Below are 17,579 nucleotides of genomic sequence, written 5' to 3'. Positions count from 1 at the left end.
GTCGGGGGCGGGAAAACCCCCGTGAGCCCAGGTGGGAACATGCGAAGGCGCCCGGTCCTGCCCGCAGGGGCCGATCCCGGGCGCCTCAAGGGCCCTCGGTCAGGCGAGGTCGAACCGGCCGAGGTTCATGACCTTGTGCCAGGCGGCGACGAAGTCCTTGACGAACTTCTCCTTGGCGTCGTCGCTGGCGTACACCTCGGCGACGGCACGCAGTTCGGCGTTGGAACCGAAGACCAGGTCGGCACGGGTGCCGGTCCACTTGACCTGGCCGGTGGCGGCGTCGCGGCCCTCGAAGGTGGCCTGGTCCTCGCTCGTGGAGCTCCACGTGGTACCCAGGTCGAGCAGGTTGACGAAGAAGTCGTTCGTCAGCGTGCCCGGACGGTCGGTGAAGACACCGAGCTTGGAGCCCTGGTAGGTGGCGCCGAGGGCGCGCAGACCGCCGATGAGGACGGTCATCTCCGGGGCGCTCAGGGTGAGCAGGTTGGCCCGGTCGACGAGCATGTACTCGGCGCGGCCGGGGTTGCTGCCCTTGCCGACGTAGTTGCGGAAGCCGTCGGCGTAGGGCTTGAGCGCCTCGAAGGACTCGACGTCGGTCTGCTCCTGGGAGGCGTCCACGCGGCCCGGGGTGAAGGGCACCTCGACGGGGAACCCGCCGTCCTTGGCGGCCTGCTCCACCGCGGCGTCGCCGCCGAGGATGATCAGGTCGGCCAGGGAGAGGTGCTTGGCACCGGCGGAGGCGTTGAACTCCTGCTGGATGCCTTCCAGGGTGCGCAGCACCAGGGCGAGCTGGTCGGGCTCGTTGACCTCCCAGCCGCGCTGGGGCTCCAGGCGGACGCGGGAGCCGTCGGCGCCGCCGCGCTTGTCGCTGCCGCGGAAGGTGGACGCGGAGGCCCAGGCGGCGTGGACCAGCTGCTGCACGGTGAGGCCGGTGTCGAGGATCTTGGCCTTGAGCGCGGTGGCGTCGGCCGCGTCGATCGGCTGGCCGACGGGCTGCGGCAGCGGGTCCTGCCACAGCAGCGTCTCCTCCGGGACCTCGGGGCCGAGCAGCAGCGACTTCGGGCCCATGTCGCGGTGGGTCAGCTTGTACCAGGCGCGGGCGAAGGCGTCCGCGAACAGCTCGGGGTTCTCGTAGAAGCGGCGGGAGATCGGCTCGTAGATCGGGTCGAAGCGCAGCGACAGGTCCGTCGTGAGCATGTTCGGCGCGATCTTCTTGTTCGGGTCGAAGGCGCTGGGGACGGTGCCCTCGCCCGCGCCGTCCTTCGGCTTCCACTGGTGGGCGCCGGCCGGGCTCTCGGTCAGCTCCCACTCGTAGCCGAACAGGGTGGCGAAGAAGTTCTGGTCCCAGGTGATCGGCGTGGAGTTCCAGGTGACCTCCAGGCCGGAGGTGATGGCGTCGGGGCCCTTGCCGGTGCCGAAGCTGTTCTTCCAGCCGAGGCCCTGCTGCTCCATCGGCGCGTCCATCGGGTCGGGACCGACGTCCTCCGCGGGGCCCGCGCCGTGGGTCTTGCCGAAGGTGTGGCCGCCCGCGATCAGGGCGACGGTCTCCTCGTCGTTCATCGCCATACGGGCGAAGGTCTCGCGGATGTCGCGGGCCGCGGCGATCGGGTCCGGGTTGCCGTTGGGGCCCTCCGGGTTGACGTAGATCAGGCCCATCTGGACGGCCGCGAGGGGCCTGTCCAGCTCGCGGTCGCCGGTGTAGCGCTCGTCGCCGAGCCAGGTGGTCTCCGGGCCCCAGTACACGTCGGCGTCGGGCTCCCAGGCATCCACGCGCCCGCCGCCGAAGCCGAAGGTCTTGAAGCCCATGGTCTCCAGGGCGACGTTGCCGGAGAGGATGAGGAGGTCGGCCCAGGAGAGGTTCTTGCCGTACTTCTTCTTCACCGGCCACAGCAGGCGGCGGGCCTTGTCCAGGTTGGCGTTGTCCGGCCAGCTGTTCAGCGGGGCGAAGCGCTGCTGTCCGGTGCCGCCGCCACCGCGGCCGTCGAGGGTGCGGTAGGTACCGGCGCTGTGCCAGGCCATGCGGATGATGAACGGGCCGTAGTGGCCGAAGTCGGCGGGCCACCAGTCCTGCGAGGTGGTCAGCACCTCGGCGATGTCCCGCTTCACCGCGGGCAGGTCGAGGCTCAGGAAGGCCTCGGCGTAGTCGAACTCCTCGCCCAGCGGGTTGGCGACGGGCGGGTTCTTGGCAAGGACCTTCAGGTTGAGCTGTTTGGGCCACCAGCGGTCGTTGCCGCTGCCGAGGGCGGGGTGCAGCGAGGTGGCTCCGGCGCCATGGGCGACGGGGCAGCCGCCGGTCCCCTCGTCCTTCGGGTCAGTGACGATCGCTTCTTTGTTGTCAGGCATGTCAATCCTTCCGAAACGGACGGAACGCGGCGCTCAGGCCGTACGACCGGTGGAACAGGCGGGGCAGGTGCCCCAGTAGACGACCTCGGCCTCGTCGATGGCGAAGCCCTGGCCGTCGGACGCGGTGAGACACGGTGCGTGGCCCACCGCGCAGTCGACGTCGACGACGACCCCGCACGACCGGCAGACGGCGTGGTGGTGGTTGTCGCCGACGCGGCCCTCGAACCGGGCGGGACTCCCGGCCGGTTCGATGCGGCGTATGAGCCCTGCCGCGGTGAGCGCGTGCAGGGCGTCGTAGACGGCTTGCAGGGAGATGTGGCCCACGCGGTCGCGGACCTTGTCGGCGATCGCCTCGACCCCGAGGTGGTCGCCGTCGCGGACGGCTTCCAGCAGGGCGACGCGGGCCGCCGTCACGCGCAGGCCGGCACCGCGCAGCTCCGCGGCGGTGGTCGGAGGCTGGGATGCGGTCATGACTCCGAACCTACCTCCATAAACACGAAAGATTCAAGAAAACGAGTCATCCAAGTCTGATCTCGTGGTTTCCGACGACGGTGCCCGGCTCCCGCATCATGGGTCCGCGCGCCGGGGGCGCCGGGAACGGCGGGCCGGGAGGTCCCTCGCACGGAGTGACGCGCCTCACGTATCGAGTGTCGCCTCACGCGCCTCACCCTGCCCATCGGAGCCGCTTTCCGAACCCGGTGCGCCCTCACTCGTTCGGGTGCCGCGAGCGGGCCATCCGTGGCATGACGGCGGCTGTCTCGTTCGGCAGCAGTGTGATGTTCCGCGCGTGATGTGAATGAGGGGCACGGACGGGGCAACGCTCCCCTTCATGCCCCACGCGAACCTCCAGCGGCAGGTGATCGGATGAGCACGGCGACGACCCGGACGACCCGGACGCCGCCCGACCGGACCGGCTCGGCCACGGCCCCCGTCTCCCCCTCGGCCACCCCCAGACCCTCCCTGCCCTCGCTCACCGGACTGCGGTGGATGGCGGCGCTGCTGGTCTTCGGACTGCACGTGAACAACTTCGGCTACTTCGGCGGGCAGCCGGGGCGCCTGGTGGCCTGGGCGTTCGGGCCCGGGGCGACCGGGGTGTCGTTCTTCTTCGTGCTCTCCGGCTTCGTCCTCATGTGGTCGGCCCGCCCGGGCGACCGGGCGCTCGGCTTCTGGCGGCGGCGCATCGCCCGGGTCTACCCGGTGCACCTGGTCACCCTCGTCGTCGCGGTCGTGATGGCGTACACGCTGAGCGGGCTGCCCCGGCCGCGTCCCGGGCAGGCGGCGGCCAACGTGCTGCTGGTGCACTCGTGGTGGCAGCCCTGGTGGCAGACGCTGAACCCGGTCAGCTGGTCGCTGGCCTGCGAGGCGTTCTTCTACGCCGTCTTCCCCGCGCTCTTCCTGGTGCTGCGGCGGCTCAGCGCGCGGGGCGCGGTGGTGCTGGGCGCGCTCGCGGTGCTGGCGGTGCTGGTGCTGGCCCGCGCCGACTCGCACCACTGGCTGCACCAGCCGCTGTACTCGCTGCCGCTCGCGCGGCTGCCCGAGTTCGTGCTCGGCGCGGTGACCGCGCGCCTGGTGATGCTCGGGCGCTGGCGCGGCCCCGGCCTGGAGGCGTCGCTGGCGCTGGCGCTACTCGGCTACTTCCTCGTCCCGCAGATCCGGGGCGGCTACACCGGGACCGCCTGCACCCTGGCCGGGTTCGTCACCCTCATCCCGGCGGCGGCCCTCGCGGACCTGCGCGGGCTGCCCTCGCTGTGGCGGCGCCCCCGGCTGGTCCGGCTCGGTGAGCTGTCCTTCGCGTTCTACATGATCCATCTGCTGGTGCTGCGCGCGGGCGTCACGGTGCTCGGCGACAAACCCCGCTTCGGTCCGCTCGCCGGGCTGGGCGTCACCGCCGCCGCCTTCGCGCTGTCCCTGGCCCTGTCCTGGCTGCTCTACGAGGCGGTGGAGCGCCCCGCCCGCCGTCTGCTGCTGCGCGGCCACCGCCCCGACTCCCGCTCCGCCCCGCGCGAGCCCGCCCCGGTCGCCCCGAAGGCCTGACCAGCGGCGGAACACCTGCTGGCGGGCGGTCACCGGGCGCGTTAGCGTGCGGCCGGGCGGCGCGTCTCGGACGCCGCCCGGCCGACGAAGGGCGGGGACGGGATGGACCGGCACAGCGGAGAGGGGACGGACCGGAGCATCCGCACGACGGAGGACGTACTGCGGCTGCTCGACGGCCTGTTCGCGCCGGACGCCGACCGCTGGACGGACGACGCGGCCTCCTGGTGGGACTCGTTCTACGGCGACCGCTCCCGCGCGGTGCCGTTCTTCCCCGCCAAGCCCGACGAGAACCTGGTCGCCCACCTGGACGACGGCCTGATCGAGCCGTGCCGCGCCCTGGACCTGGGCTGCGGACCGGGCCGCAACGCGCTGCACCTGGCGGCGCGCGGTTTCGAGGTGGACGCCGTGGACCTGTCCCCCGCCGCCCTCGCCTGGGGCGAGGAACGCGCCCGGGAGACCGGGACGAAGGTGCGCTTCCACCGGGGTGACGCCTTCGAGCTGACCCGCAGGACGCTGGGCGGCCCCTACGGGCTGGTCTACGACTCCGGCTGTTTCCACCATCTGCCGCCGCACCGGCGCGTGAGCTATCTCCAGCTCCTGGACCGCGTCCTCGCGCCCGGCGGGTACTTCGCGCTCACCTGTTTCGCCGACGAGCACCTGGGCTCGGAGGTGTCCGACGCGGAGCTGTACCGGGACGGCAGGCTGCACGGCGGGCTCGCGTACTCGGCGGAGTCGTTGCGCTGGATCTTCCAGGACCTCACGGAGGTGGAGCTGCGGCCCATGCGGGAGCGGGGCGAGGACGCGGAGGTGCTGGGGCTGCCGTTCCTGTGGACGGCGCTGTTCCGCCGCCCGGCCTGAGAGCCGGAGAATCCGAGAGCCGGACAGCCCGAGAAGCCGGACAGCCGTGAGCCGGCCCCCTGGGCGGGGAGCCGGCTCACGGGGGGCGTCAGGAGTTGACGCAGGCGTTGCCGAACGCCGGGTTCAGCAGACCGACGACGTCGATCGAGTTGCCGCACAGGTTGACCGGGATCTCGATCGGTACCTGGATGACGTTGCCGGAGGCGACGCCGGGGCTGCCGACGGCGACGCCGGTCGTCGGGTCGGGGTCCGCCGCGTGGGCCGCCGTGGTGCCGGCGAGGGCAAGGGAGCCCGCGAGAAGGGCCGTTGTGGCAATGCTGCGCATACGCATGAGGTGCCTCACTGGTCGAGATCAGGACCCTTCCATCACAACGGCAACACCCCCGGGGCGCCCGCGCAGCTACTCCGTTCGGGACGGGGCGGTTCGGGGGCCGGACGGGGCGGTTCAGGGCGGTGCGCACGCCGGGGCCCCCGGGCCAGGAGACCGCCGGGACCGGGACGGCGACCGGCGCCGTCCCGTGGGTGAAGTCGGCCGGTCGGCACGGCTGTTGCCGTCTGCGTCCGGCCTTCCCGGGGCCACCCGGACCGGGGGCCGTCGGCGGAACCGGCACGGGGCCGTCCGCGTACGTCACCCTAGGCGGCGTACGCGGACGGCGCAGTGCGGCCCGCGGCTACGGGAACCTGGTCACCTTGGAGGGGATGGTGTCCGAGCCCGAGGTGGGCGAGCCGGTGTTGTTGACGACGTGGGCGTACTGCCCCTTGCCGCCGAGCGAGATCACCAGCAGGTCGTGCAGCTTGATCCCGGAGCCGGTCGGCACCTGGAAGCCGTGGGCCTGGACGATCGAGGGGTCGGACGTGAAGTTGCAGTAACTGCCCAGCCCCCAGGCCTCGTGCGTGGTCACCGAGTCGGCGACCTTGTAGGCGGCGTAGCCCACGATGCCGTCGTGGGTGACGGCCGCCGCGTTGGGCACGTCGTACGCCTTCTCGTTCTGGAAGAAGATCGTGCGTCCGCGCTCACCGGCCCAGTACACGTCGTACTTGTTGTAGTGCTCGACGAACAGGCCGGTGGCGAGTACGTCGTTGCCGTTGACGCGCAGGCCGTAGTCGGCGCGGTTGGTGTCCCAGCCGACGCCGCTGCCGTGGTCGGCGCGCCACAGCCAGGTGTGGTCGATGATGACGTTGTTGCTGTTGACCACGACCGAGTTGGTGGCGAGGCCGGGGCCCGCGCCGCCGATGCGCACGAACACGTCCTGCATGGTGGTGGGGTTGGCGGAGTGGTCGGCACTGGAGCCGGGGGCGCCGATCCGCAGCAGGGTGTCGGAGTTGGCCGTGCCCGCGTCGATGAGGAAGCCCGCGAGCTTCACGCCGTCCACGTCGGCGACGTGCATCGCGTCGATGCCGTTGTCGGGGACGAGGGTGGCCAGGCCGAGCCCGAGGACCACGGTGTTGGCGCGGTTGACCTCGATGGTCTGGTCGAGGTGGTAGACCCCGGGCGTGAACAGGAGGTTGAGGCCCTGGGCCAGCGCCGCGTTGATGGTGGCGGCACTCGCGCCGGGCTTGACGACGTAGAACTGGTCGAGCGGGATCGAGCTGCCCGCGTTGGCCGGCCAGGACACACCCCGCGCGTTGGTGCGCTTGGCGGGCACGAACACCTTGTAGGTGCTGCCGTCGAGGTAGAGGAACGGCTTCTCGCGGGAGACCGGGGTGGTGTCCAGCGTGGTGTACGGGCCGGTGTCGAAGTTGGTCGCGGGCGCGCCCTGGACACCGGTGAAGGTCATGTTCCAGACGCCGTTGGTCCAGCCGCCCACCGAGCTGTCGCGGGTGTACCACTGCTGCTGGGAGTACGGGCCCACGGTGCCGTCGATCTTCGAGTCGGCGATGTAGCCGCCGGAGGCCCAGCCGTAGCCGTTCGGGGCGAGGTTGAGGCCACCCTGGACGTGGATGCGGCGGAACGGCGCGGCCTGGGCGACGGCCCACCGGTCGTCACCGCTGACCGGGCGGATCGCGAGGTTCTCCGCCGAACGCCAGAAGTTCTGCGTGGCGTTGCCGTTGAACCAGCCCGCGTCCACCGTGATGTCGCCGTTGATCTGGGTGTCGTCGGGGTTCAGGCCGAGGCCGGAGATCGAGGTGTAGAAGCCGAGTTGGGCGTTGATGTTGTTGTAGGTGCCGGGCTTGAGGAGGAACTGGTAGCGGCCGGAGCCGAACTGGTTCGACTCCTGACGGGAGAAGACGTCGTCGAACTTCTGCTGGAGGTTGGGCGTCGAGGGGTCCACGACGATGACGTTGGGTCCGAGGTCGCCGCCGCCCTGGACCGGCGGGGTGCCGGTGCTGCCGGTGTGCACGGCGAACTCCCACAGCGAGTAGCCGTAGACGGTGCCGCGCGCGGTGCCGTAGACGCGGACGTAGCGCCCTGAGCCGCTGACCGCGTAGGAGGCGTTGCCGCCGCTCGCGCCGGTGACGGACTTCAGGGTGCTCCAGTTCTGGCCGTCGGTGGACGACTCGATGCGGAAGTCCTTGCCGTAGGCGGCCTCCCAGCGCAGGTCGACCCCGCACAGGTCCTTGACCGAGCCCAGGTCGACGCGGAGCCACTGCGGGTCCGATGCCTGGCTGGACCAGCGGGTGGCGTTGTTGCCGTCGACGGCGGCGGAGGCGGGGAAGTCCGCGCTCTCGGTGGAGGAGGCGGTGGCGGGCCTGCCCTGCGCGGCGTTGGCGGTGTCGCAGCCGGCCTGGCTGCCGCCGGAGCTGCCGAAGACCTGGAACTCCCAGAGGGAGTAGCCCCATTGAGTGGCCCGGTGGACGCCGAGCAGCCGGACGTAGCGGCCCTGTCCGGAGACGTCGACGGTGTCGGTGCCCCCGTCGGAGCCGGTGACGGACTTCAGGTCGGTCCAGCTGGTGCCGTTGTCGGAGATCTGGAGCTTGTAGTCCTTGCCGTAGGCGGCCTCCCAGTTCAGGACCACGCTGGTGACGTTCGCGCTGGCGCCGAGGTCGACGCGCAGCCACTGGTCGTCGCTCGCGGCGGAGGACCAGCGGGTGGCGGTGTCGCCGTCGACGGCCGCGGCGGCGGGGGTTCCGGCGTTCTCCTCGGACGAGGCGGTGGTCGTACGGCCCTGTGACAGGGGGGTCTCGGCCGCGCGGGCCGAGGGATGGGCGGTGGGCAGGGCGAGCAGGGCCGCCGTGACGGCGAACGCTGCTCCCAAGGATCTCAGTCTCATGTGGCGGCTCCTGCGGCTCGGGGACCGGAACACCGGCCTCCCCACTTAGTTCATGTTTTGATTTAAGAGATGAACCAAAGAGGCGGCAAGCCTTCGGGACTCAAATCCTTTACGCACTAGGGACGTTCACACCGACGGGCCGTTCACACCACGACGCGACCGGCCGGACCACGCGGGGTGGTCCGGCCGGTCGTCAACTGTCGTGCCGCATACGCCGGTTCAGCGGAGCGGGCGTCCCTGGGTGCGCAGTTCGCCCACCGTCCTGAGCAGCCGGTCCGCAGGTTCGCGCAGCCGGGGGTGGGCCAGCACCGTGTTGCGCAGACCCCGCACCGGGCGGCGCCACATGCGCTGGGCGAGCGCGACCGGATGCGGCCGGGCGGCGAAGCCCTCACCGACCCGCAGTTCGCGCGTCTTGAGCCAGTCCTTGTACTCCTTGTCGCCACGGCCGAGATCCACCAGAGTCACCCCGCCCCGCGCGGCCCCCTCGGCGGTGCGCAGATGCATCATCAACCCCGGTGAGTAGTAGTGCAGTTCGGGGTCGTAGGCGGTGAACCAGGCGGCCAGGACGGTGCTGGAGCGGGGTCCGAAGTGGGCGGCCACCGGGCGGTCGCCCGCGTAGAGCACGGACAGGACGCCGGTGAAATGCTCGGCGCGGACATGGAAGAGATGGTCCGTCAGGTCCACGATCCACGGCCGGGAGAACCGGTCCATCCGGCCGGTGCGGCGGTACTGCGCGGACTTCCACCGCATGAGCGTGCGCAGCGCCTTCGGATCGCGCTCGTCGAAGACGAAGCGGACCTCGCCGATGTCCCGGCCGAGCCTGCGTTCCTTCTTCAGCGTGGTCTTGGCGAGCCCCGGATAGGTGGCGCGCAGCCACTCGGCGTACGTTCCGTCGCCGGGCTTCACGTCGATCACCGGCGAGGCGAAGGTGCCGGTGACGTATGGCGCGAACGGCCGCTGCTCCTGCACCAGATGGTCGAACTCGAAGAGGCTGAGCCCGCAGGCGCGCAGCAACTGGCCGGTGTCCCAGGTGACTCCGGGCCGGTGCACCAGGGCCTGGCAGTCGGAGAGCCCGAGCCCGATGGCCCGGCCGGTCCCGAGCGGGCCGCGCTCGTAGGGCAGGAAGCCGACCGCCTCGCCGCTCTCCCACAGGACCGCGACCCGTACGCCGCCGCGATGGCGGCCGACGCCGATGGTGAACTCGGGTGCCAGGAACGGGTTGGCGTACTCGGGTGACTCGTCCATCGCCCGGTGCCAGGCCCCGCGCAGTGCGGAGGTCAGCTCGCCGGGTCTGTGGATGGTGATCTCCACCTCAGCTCGCCCGCCCTTCCGGCGCCGCCGTCCCGGGCGCCGCGTGGCGCGTCCCACCCCTGTTGCCGCTCATGTCTTTGCCGTCCCCCCGCCCTGCGCCGACGCTCAAACGTCGCGAAACAGTACGCACCTGTCAAGGGTGCCTCAGTGGGCCGACACTCCGCCACGGTTCCGCGCAGATCGGCCGGTTCACCAACTGTCGTACACAGAGCGGACGTTAATCCTCCAGGCGAGTAAAGACTTCGTTTGGTCCAGTCCAAGTGTCCGCATTGGACTAGACCAAACGGGCGCCCCGCCCGGAGGCTGGGGGCTTCCCCATCCCCCACCCCCCCATGGAGGCACGTAGTGGGACGTCTTCGCGCTTGTCTGGGCGTGGCCGCCGCGGTCGGACTGGCCGCGGCCGGTACCACCGCTCTCGCCGCGGGCAGCGCCTCGGGTGCACCCAGCGCCCTCGACAACCGCTGGTACGCGGCGGCCCCGTACCTGATGCCGGAGGACAACGATCCGCCGGACGCGGCCGCGATCATGGACGCCACCGGGCTCAAGGCCTTCCAGCTGGCCTTCATCCTGGCGCCCAACGGCGGTGGCTGCACCCCGACCTGGGGCGGCACCTCGTCGCTCTCCTCCGACACCGCCGTCCAGTCGGTGATCAACACCATCCGGTCCAAGGGAGGTGACGTCTCCGTCTCGATCGGCGGCTACGGCGGCACCAAGCTGGGCCAGACCTGTTCCGACGCGGCGAGCACGGCGGCGGCGTACCAGCAGGTCATCACCAAGTACGGGCTGCACGCGATCGACTTCGACCTGGAGGAGCCGGAGTACGAGAACACCGCGGCCATCAAGAACGAGATCGGCGCCGCCAAGATCCTCCAGCAGAACAACCCCGGCCTGTACGTCTCCGTGACCACTCCGGGCACGGCGGACGGCACCGGCTGGTTCGGCAAGCAGATGCTGCTGGAGGCGAAGTCGCAGGGGTTCACCCCGAACAACTTCTCCATCATGCCCTTCGATGGCGGCTTCAACGGCGCGGCGAGCCAGACCGACGCGCTGACCAAGTTCAACGGCATCCTGCAGTCCACCTTCGGGTGGAACGAGGCCACGGCGTACGCGCACGAGGGCTTCTCCGGGATGAACGGCCGCAGCGACGCCGGTGAGTACTTCCCCCAGGCGGACTTCCAGACGGTGCTGGACTTCGCGACCAGCCACCACATGGACCGCTTCACCTTCTGGTCGCTGAACCGGGACCGTCAGTGCTCCCCCGCCGACAACGGCGGGCGCACCTCCGGGTCCTGCTCCAGCGTGGCCCAGAGCGCCTGGGACTTCGCCAAGTTCTCGGTGAAGTTCGCGGGGGCGACCCCGCCCGGCTCCACGCCGACCCCGACCCCCACCCCGACGCCCACTCCGCCGAACCCGGGCAACTCCTGCAAGACCGCCTGGAGTTCGTCGGCCGTGTACGTCAGCGGGGACGAGGTCTCGTACAACGGGCACAACTGGAAGGCCAAGTGGTGGACCCAGAACGAGACGCCCAACGGCTCGGACTGGGGTGCCTGGCAGGACGAGGGCTCCTGCTGACCGCGGGCTGACCTCTTGACGGCGATGGTCCGAACCTTTACGTTCCGGGTCGTCAACGTCCATGGATGCGCCCGGAGTTCACATCTATGAACTCCGGGCGTCTCCGGTCCGACGGGAGGACCCCCCACATGACCCGTCCCCGGCTTCTCGCGGTGGCGACCGCCGCCGCGCTCGCCCTCACGCTCGGCGTGTTCGGCGGCAGCGCGCAGGCGGCCGACCCGCATGTCGCGCCCGGCGGCAACTTCGACCTCTCCATCTGGCAGCTCCAGGAGCCGGTCGGCTCGCCCGGCTCCCCCACCACGATCCCCTCGTCCCGGCTGCGCGGCGCGAACGGCTACCAGGACGCGTACTTCTTCACCGACACCCGCGACGGCGCGATGACCTTCTGGGCGCCCGAGAAGGGCGTCACCACGCCCAACTCCAACTACGCGCGCTCCGAACTGCGCGAGATGAACCGTGACGGCGGCGCCGCCGACTGGAAACTCTCCGGCGCGCACCGGCTGAGCGCGACCCTGCGCGTGGTCTCGGTGACCAAGAACGTCTGCGTCGGCCAGATCCACCTGGGCTCGGGCGGCTCCTCCACCAAGCCGCTGGTCGAGCTGTACTACCGCGCGAACGGCGACATCGTGCTCGGCACCGAGGACTCCCCCTCCGGCGGCCAGACCCTCCACCCGGTCGGCCATGTGTCCCTCGGCAAGACCTGGACCTACACGATCGCCGTGACCGGCGGGAACACGATCGAGCTGACCGTGAACGGCACCGTCACCCGCTACGGCATCCCGTCCGCGTTCTCCCCGTACCGGCAGTACTTCAAGGCCGGGTCCTACAACCAGTCCTCCTCCGACAGCACGACCAACGGCGCGAAGGTCGGTTTCTACGGCTTGACCGTGTCCCACAGCTGATCCGAGGGCCCCGCACAGCTGATCCACAGACCCTCCGGGAAGGCGTCCCGTGACCCGCCTCACACCCGGACATACGGTGTGACCTGCGCAACTGGTGCATTTGAGCGAAGGGTCGTAGCGTCGGTGCGCACACGGTCGGACACGGCACTACAGGTGGGAGCGACCATGCGCGGATCACTGATGGGAACGGCGGTCACCCTGGCGGCGGGGGCACTGCTCACAGCGGCCATGACCACGGCCTCGGCCAGCCCCCCGGACGATCCCGCCGCGCACACGGCCGCTGCCCGGCCCGTCCTGGTCGACTGCCAGTGGCAGCGCGATGTGCGTCCGGCGGACTTCATGCTGGCCTGCGGCGACGGGAACAGCCGTCTGACGGGGCTGCACTGGACGAAGTGGAACGACGGCAAGGCGTACGCCGAGGGTGTGAACTGGGTCAACAACTGCGACCCGTACTGCGCCCGGGGCACCTTCCGGTCCTACCCGGTGACCGTGCGGCTCGACCGCCCGGCCGAGTGGAAGAAGGACCCGGGGGTGCAGCACTTCACGCGGATGACCCTGACCTACCAGGACGCCCGTCCTGACGGGTTCAAGCAGGTCATGACGTATCCGCTCTGGGACTGAGGGCGGCGGGGCTCCGGGAGCGGTGCAGGGCTCCCGGAGCCTTCGGCAGGAGGGCGGCGACCGGCCGGGTCAGACGATCTCGGCCAGCAGGTCGCCGCCCTCCACCTGCTGGATGCGGTTGATGGCGAGCCGGGCGATCCGGCCGGCCTTCGGCGCGGTGATGGTGGCCTCCATCTTCATCGCCTCGATGGTGGCGATGGTCGCCCCGGCCGCCACCTCGTCGCCCTCGGCCGCGGCGAGGGTCACCACTCCGGCGAACGGCGCCGCCACATGGCCCGGGTTCGCGCGGTCGGCCTTCTCGGTCACCGGCACGTCGGAGGCGGCCGAGCGGTCGCGGACCCGGATGGGGCGCAGCTGGCCGTTGAGCGAGGACATCACGGTGCGCATCCCGCGCTCGTCGGCCTCGCCGACCGCCTGCAGCTCGATCAGCAGCCGCACCCCGGGCTCCAGGTCAACGGCGTACTCCTTGGCGGGGCGCAGCCCGTAGAAGAAGGACTTGCTGTCCAGGACGCCGGTGTCGCCGTAGGTCTGGCGGTGGGTCTCGAACTCGCGGGTGGGCCCGGGGAAGAGCAGCCGGTTGAGGGTGGGCCTGCGGTCCTTGGCCAGCCCCTCGCGGTCCTCGGCGGACAGCTCGGCCACCGGCTTGGGCTCGGCACGGCCGCGCAGGGCCTTGGTGCGGAACGGCTCGGGCCAGCCGCCGGGCGGGGTGCCAAGATCGCCGCGCAGGAAGCCGATCACCGAGTCGGGGATGTCGAAGCGGTCCGGGGTCTCCTCGAAGTCCTCCGGTGACACTCCGGCGCCGACCAGGTGCAGGGCGAGGTCGCCGACCACCTTGGAGGACGGGGTGACCTTGACCAGTCGGCCGAGGATGCGGTCGGCGGCGGCGTACATCGCCTCGATCTCCTCGAAGCGGTCCCCGAGGCCGAGCGCGACGGCCTGGGTGCGCAGGTTGGAGAGCTGGCCGCCGGGGATCTCGTGGTGGTAGACGCGCCCGGTCGGGGAGGCGAGGCCCGCCTCGAAGGGGGCGTAGATCTTGCGCACGCTCTCCCAGTACGGCTCCAGTTCCTCGACGGCGGCGAGGTCGAGCCCGGTGGGCCGTTCTGAGTGGTCGGTCGCGGCGACCAGCGCTGAGAGGGAGGGCTGTGAGGTGGTTCCGGCCATGGAGGCGACCGCGCCGTCCACCGCGTCGACGCCCGCCTGGATCGCGGCGAGGTAGGTGGCGAGCTGGCCGCCCGCCGTGTCGTGCGTGTGCAGATGCACGGGGAGGCCGAACTCGCTCCGCAGCGCGGTGACCAGCTGGGCGGCGGCGGGTGCGCGCAGCAGGCCCGCCATGTCCTTGATCGCCAGGACATGGGCCCCGGCCTCGACGATGCGCTCGGCGAGCCGGAGGTAGTAGTCGAGGGTGTAGAGCCGTTCGCCGGGGTCGCTGAGGTCGGCGGTGTAGCAGAGGGCGACCTCGGCGACGGCGGTGCCGGTCTCGCGTACGGCCTCGATGGCGGGGCGCATCTGGTCCACGTCGTTGAGCGCGTCGAAGATGCGGAAGATGTCGATGCCGGTGGCGGCGGCCTCCTGCACGAAGGCGTCGGTGACCTCGGTCGGGTAGGGCGTGTAGCCGACGGTGTTGCGGCCGCGCAGCAGCATCTGGAGGCAGATGTTGGGGATCGCCTCGCGCAGCGCGGCCAGCCGCTCCCAGGGGTCCTCGGCGAGGAAGCGCAGCGCCACGTCGTAGGTCGCGCCGCCCCAGCACTCCACGGAGAGCAGATGCGGCAGGGTGTGCGCGACGGCCGGGGCGGCGGCGAGGAGGTCCTTGGTGCGCACCCGGGTGGCGAGCAGCGACTGGTGGGCGTCGCGGAAGGTGGTGTCGGTGACGCCGAGGGTACGTGACTCGCGCAGATGGCGGGCGAAGCCCTCGGGGCCGAGACCGACGAGCAACTGCCGGGAACCGGCCGGGGGTTCGCCCGTCGGGACCTGCGGCAGCTTGGTGACCGGGTCGGGCAGCTCGGGGCGCTCGCCGTGCGGCTTGTTGACCGTGACGTCGGCCAGATAGGTGAGCAGCTTGCTGCCCCGGTCGGCGGAATGACGTGCCGTCAGGAGTTGCGGGCGTTCCTCGATGAACGAGGTGGTGACCCGCCCCGCGCGGAAGTCCGGGTCGTCCAGGACCGCTTGCAGGAAGGGGATGTTGGTGGCCACGCCCCGGATGCGGAACTCGGCCACCGCGCGCCGGGCACGGCCGACGGCGGTCGGGAAGTCCCGTCCCCGGCAGGTGAGTTTGACCAGCATGGAGTCGAAGTGGGCGCTGATCTCCGTGCCCGCGTGGGTGGTTCCGCCGTCCAGCCGGATGCCGGAGCCGCCCGGCGAGCGGTACGCGCTGATCCGGCCGGTGTCGGGGCGGAAGCCGTTGGCGGGGTCCTCGGTGGTGATCCGGCACTGCAGGGCCGCGCCGCGCAGGGTGATCCGGTCCTGGGAGAGTCCGAGGTCGGCTAGGGTCTCACCGGCCGCGATGCGCAACTGGGCCTGGACCAGGTCGACATCGGTGACCTCCTCGGTCACCGTGTGCTCGACCTGGATGCGCGGGTTCATCTCGATGAAGACGTGGCGGCCGTCGCGGTCGAGCAGGAACTCCACGGTGCCCGCGTTGCGGTAGCCGATCTCGCGGGCGAAGCGCACGGCGTCGGCGCAGATGCGGTCGCGCAGCTCGGGGTCGAGATTGGGCGCGGGGGCCAGCTCGATGACCTTCTGGTGGCGACGCTGCACCGAGCAGTCGCGCTCGTAGAGGTGGATGACGTTCCCGTCGCCGTCGGCGAGGATCTGCACCTCGATGTGGCGGGGGTCCACGACGGCCTTCTCCAGGAAGACGGTCGGGTCGCCGAAGGCGGAGGCGGCCTCGCGGGAGGCGGCCTCGATGGACTCGCGCAGCTGGGCGGGGTCCTCCACCCGGCGCATGCCCCGGCCGCCGCCGCCCGCGACGGCCTTCACGAAGACCGGGAAGCCGATCTCGTCTGCGGCGCGCACCAGTTCGTCCACGTCGTCGGAGGGCGCGCAGGAGGCGAGGACGGGGACTCCGGCGGCGCGGGCGGCGGCGACCGCGCGAGCCTTGTTGCCGGTGAGTTCCAGGGTGGCGGCGCTCGGGCCGACGAAGGTGATGCCCGCCTCCTCGCAGGCGCGGGCCAGCTCGGGGTTCTCCGAGAGGAAGCCGTAGCCGGGGTAGACGGCGTCGGCTCCGGCCCGGCGGGCGGCCGACACGATCTCGTCGACGGAGAGATAGGCCCGCACGGGGTGCCCCTGCTCCCCGATCTCGTACGCCTCGTCGGCCTTGAGCCGGTGCAGCGAGTTGCGGTCCTCGTAGGGGAACACGGCGACCGTGCGCGCGCCCAGCTCGAAGGCCGCGCGGAACGCCCGGATCGCGATCTCTCCCCGGTTGGCGACCAGCACCTTGCGGAACATCTCGGATTCCCTTCAGCCTGCCGGCGACGTACACCATCGTGTCAGCCAAGCCCTGCCCCGGTATCTCGCGGAAACACTAGGGGGTGCCCGCTCCGGTCGAGGTGCGAAAACCGTCACATTGACGTGGCCCTGCCGACGTGACCGCGCGTGCGGGCGCGGGAAGGGGCGGAGGAGGGACCGGGGCGGGGGTGCGGGGGATGTCGTGTCGTACCGCCGGGGGCCGTACGCGCCGCATTGCCAGGGATCGCAGGAGGTGGCGCGGCCGGGTGCCGTGGGTGTGCAGGACGCCGAGTACGACGGCGGCGCCCACGGCGATCAGGTGCTCGCGGCCCGCGAGGTTGGGGACGGCGATGGACTCCCACACCATCGATCCGCCTGTCAGAGTGAAAACCACGGGCGCCCGGCGGACCACCGCCAGATAGGTGAACAGGCCCACGACCGCCGCCGAGGGACCGGTGTCGAGCACCTGCCCCGCCTCGGGCGGCAGCCCGAGACCCCACCAGGCGTCGGGGCCGAGCGCGATCATCGCCCGCGCGGTGAGGGTGCCGGCCAGGGTGGTGGCGTAGCTGATGAAGAGGGTGCGGGCGCGGCCGAGGACGAGTTCGGCGAGCGCGAAGGCCAGGAAGAGCTGGGTGATGCCCGCCCAGACCGGGAGGTCGAGCGCGGGGACGTAGAGCGAGACGGGAGTGCGCAGCAGGGACAGCCCCAGGGGCAGGTCGGCGGTGACCCCGCCGAGGCGGCGCACCCAGTCGGCACCGGCCGGGTGCTGGGCGAGGTCGTGGAAGAAGATGACCCCGAAGGCGGCGACGAACGCCAGCAGGAGCCCCGAGAGCCCCCGGTGGGCGAGTCTGCGCACCGGGTCGACGACGATGGCGTGCCACTCGCCCCGCAGCACGCGTCCGGTGCCCCGGGCGAGCCGCGCGAGCGCGCCGCGGATCGCGGGGGTGTGCCCGCCCCTGTGCACCGGGGTGTGCCCGCCCCCGTTCATGAGACGCGATGCCCGGTCGTTCCCGGCAGCCCCGACCCACACATCGCCCCCTCCCCCGGCCGTGCCCGGGTGCGGGACGGCGGTCACAGTTCAGCGAGCCGGAGGCCGGTCGTCAAGATCTTCGGCGGGGGCGGGTGCGTGACAAGAATCGGGCCCGGCGGGCGCAACCTCGCGTGGTCCGGCGGCGTCCGGTGTCCGGTGCTGTATGCGCATACGGCACCGGACACCCGGTTCACGGTCAACGCACGGGTTTGCGCGTCCACTTCATGGACTGCCGCTGCATTCTTTCCACTTTGA

General features: G+C 71.3%; 12 protein-coding genes. 5 read left to right on the top strand and 7 right to left on the bottom strand.

The features are described 5' to 3' along the window. Nucleotides 1-99 precede the first annotated feature (99 nt). Together katG and B079_RS0125665 are read right to left on the bottom strand one after the other, a co-directional pair. Nucleotides 100-2,340: a catalase/peroxidase HPI gene (gene katG / locus B079_RS0125670; protein WP_018548719.1), complete on the bottom strand. Its 2,241-nt coding sequence runs from the start codon at nt 2,338-2,340 to the stop codon at nt 100-102. A gap of 33 nt (nt 2,341-2,373) precedes the next feature. Next, nucleotides 2,374-2,811 carry a Fur family transcriptional regulator gene (locus B079_RS0125665; RefSeq protein WP_018548718.1) on the bottom strand — a complete coding sequence of 146 codons (438 nt, stop codon included), beginning with the start codon at nt 2,809-2,811 and terminating at the stop codon, nt 2,374-2,376. A gap of 393 nt (nt 2,812-3,204) precedes the next feature. On the opposite strand from B079_RS0125665, the gene B079_RS0125660 reads away from it, so the two are divergent. Beyond that, nucleotides 3,205-4,374 (top strand): acyltransferase family protein, encoded by a 1,170-nt coding sequence (locus B079_RS0125660; RefSeq protein WP_018548717.1) that lies wholly within the window; start codon nt 3,205-3,207, stop codon nt 4,372-4,374. Nucleotides 4,375-4,476: 102 nt separating this feature from the next. Continuing rightward, nucleotides 4,477-5,232 carry a class I SAM-dependent methyltransferase gene (locus B079_RS0125655; RefSeq protein ID WP_018548716.1) on the top strand — a complete coding sequence of 252 codons (756 nt, stop codon included), beginning with the start codon at nt 4,477-4,479 and terminating at the stop codon, nt 5,230-5,232. 88 nt (nt 5,233-5,320) lie between these two features. Here B079_RS0125655 and B079_RS0125650 read toward each other — a convergent pair whose 3' ends face one another. The 3 genes from B079_RS0125650 to B079_RS0125640 form a co-directional block, all read right to left on the bottom strand. Then, complete coding sequence (locus B079_RS0125650; RefSeq protein ID WP_018548715.1) at nt 5,321-5,557, bottom strand: chaplin; 237 nt, start codon at nt 5,555-5,557, stop codon at nt 5,321-5,323. A 346-nt stretch (nt 5,558-5,903) separates the two neighbouring features. Next, on the bottom strand, nt 5,904-8,444 hold the full coding sequence (locus B079_RS0125645; protein ID WP_026249081.1) for a discoidin domain-containing protein: 2,541 nt from the start codon (nt 8,442-8,444) through the stop codon (nt 5,904-5,906). Between the two features lie 219 nt (nt 8,445-8,663). Next, complete coding sequence (locus tag B079_RS0125640; protein ID WP_018548713.1) at nt 8,664-9,755, bottom strand: GNAT family N-acetyltransferase; 1,092 nt, start codon at nt 9,753-9,755, stop codon at nt 8,664-8,666. Nucleotides 9,756-10,100: 345 nt separating this feature from the next. Between B079_RS0125640 and B079_RS0125635 the strand changes: the two genes are divergently transcribed. The 3 genes from B079_RS0125635 to B079_RS0125625 all read left to right on the top strand — a co-directional run bounded on the left by B079_RS0125635 (nt 10,101) and on the right by B079_RS0125625 (nt 12,850). Beyond that, on the top strand, nt 10,101-11,327 hold the full coding sequence (locus B079_RS0125635; RefSeq protein WP_026249080.1) for a chitinase: 1,227 nt from the start codon (nt 10,101-10,103) through the stop codon (nt 11,325-11,327). Nucleotides 11,328-11,455: 128 nt separating this feature from the next. After that, complete coding sequence (locus B079_RS0125630; RefSeq protein ID WP_018548711.1) at nt 11,456-12,229, top strand: polysaccharide lyase family 7 protein; 774 nt, start codon at nt 11,456-11,458, stop codon at nt 12,227-12,229. 165 nt (nt 12,230-12,394) lie between these two features. Next, complete coding sequence (locus B079_RS0125625; protein ID WP_026249079.1) at nt 12,395-12,850, top strand: hypothetical protein; 456 nt, start codon at nt 12,395-12,397, stop codon at nt 12,848-12,850. A 69-nt stretch (nt 12,851-12,919) separates the two neighbouring features. On the opposite strand, the gene B079_RS0125620 is transcribed toward B079_RS0125625, so the two are convergent. Together B079_RS0125620 and B079_RS0125615 are read right to left on the bottom strand one after the other, a co-directional pair. Next, nucleotides 12,920-16,294, bottom strand: a complete 3,375-nt coding sequence (locus B079_RS0125620) for a pyruvate carboxylase (protein WP_018548709.1) — start codon at nt 16,292-16,294, stop codon at nt 12,920-12,922. Between the two features lie 76 nt (nt 16,295-16,370). Continuing rightward, complete coding sequence (locus tag B079_RS0125615) at nt 16,371-17,282, bottom strand: hypothetical protein (RefSeq protein ID WP_018548708.1); 912 nt, start codon at nt 17,280-17,282, stop codon at nt 16,371-16,373. Between the last annotated feature and the right edge of the window lie 297 nt (nt 17,283-17,579).

It is taken from the genome of Streptomyces sp. LaPpAH-108, from assembly GCF_000373625.1.
Taxonomy (GTDB): Bacteria; Actinomycetota; Actinomycetes; order Streptomycetales; family Streptomycetaceae; genus Streptomyces.
The sequence above is the reverse complement of the archived record's forward strand: the minus strand, read 5'-3'. Positions and strand labels throughout refer to the sequence as shown.

What these genes read in the sequence shown, in the direction of transcription:
- katG (WP_018548719.1), bottom strand. Translation starts at nt 2,340, where the DNA reads ATGCCTGACAACAAAGAAGCGATCGTCACTGACCCGAAGGACGAGGGG.
- B079_RS0125665 (WP_018548718.1), bottom strand. Translation starts at nt 2,811, where the DNA reads ATGACCGCATCCCAGCCTCCGACCACCGCCGCGGAGCTGCGCGGTGCC.
- B079_RS0125660 (WP_018548717.1), top strand. Translation starts at nt 3,205, where the DNA reads ATGAGCACGGCGACGACCCGGACGACCCGGACGCCGCCCGACCGGACC.
- B079_RS0125655 (WP_018548716.1), top strand. Translation starts at nt 4,477, where the DNA reads ATGGACCGGCACAGCGGAGAGGGGACGGACCGGAGCATCCGCACGACG.
- B079_RS0125650 (WP_018548715.1), bottom strand. Translation starts at nt 5,557, where the DNA reads ATGCGCAGCATTGCCACAACGGCCCTTCTCGCGGGCTCCCTTGCCCTC.
- B079_RS0125645 (WP_026249081.1), bottom strand. Translation starts at nt 8,444, where the DNA reads ATGAGACTGAGATCCTTGGGAGCAGCGTTCGCCGTCACGGCGGCCCTG.
- B079_RS0125630 (WP_018548711.1), top strand. Translation starts at nt 11,456, where the DNA reads ATGACCCGTCCCCGGCTTCTCGCGGTGGCGACCGCCGCCGCGCTCGCC.
- B079_RS0125625 (WP_026249079.1), top strand. Translation starts at nt 12,395, where the DNA reads ATGCGCGGATCACTGATGGGAACGGCGGTCACCCTGGCGGCGGGGGCA.
- B079_RS0125620 (WP_018548709.1), bottom strand. Translation starts at nt 16,294, where the DNA reads ATGTTCCGCAAGGTGCTGGTCGCCAACCGGGGAGAGATCGCGATCCGG.
- B079_RS0125615 (WP_018548708.1), bottom strand. Translation starts at nt 17,282, where the DNA reads ATGAACGGGGGCGGGCACACCCCGGTGCACAGGGGCGGGCACACCCCC.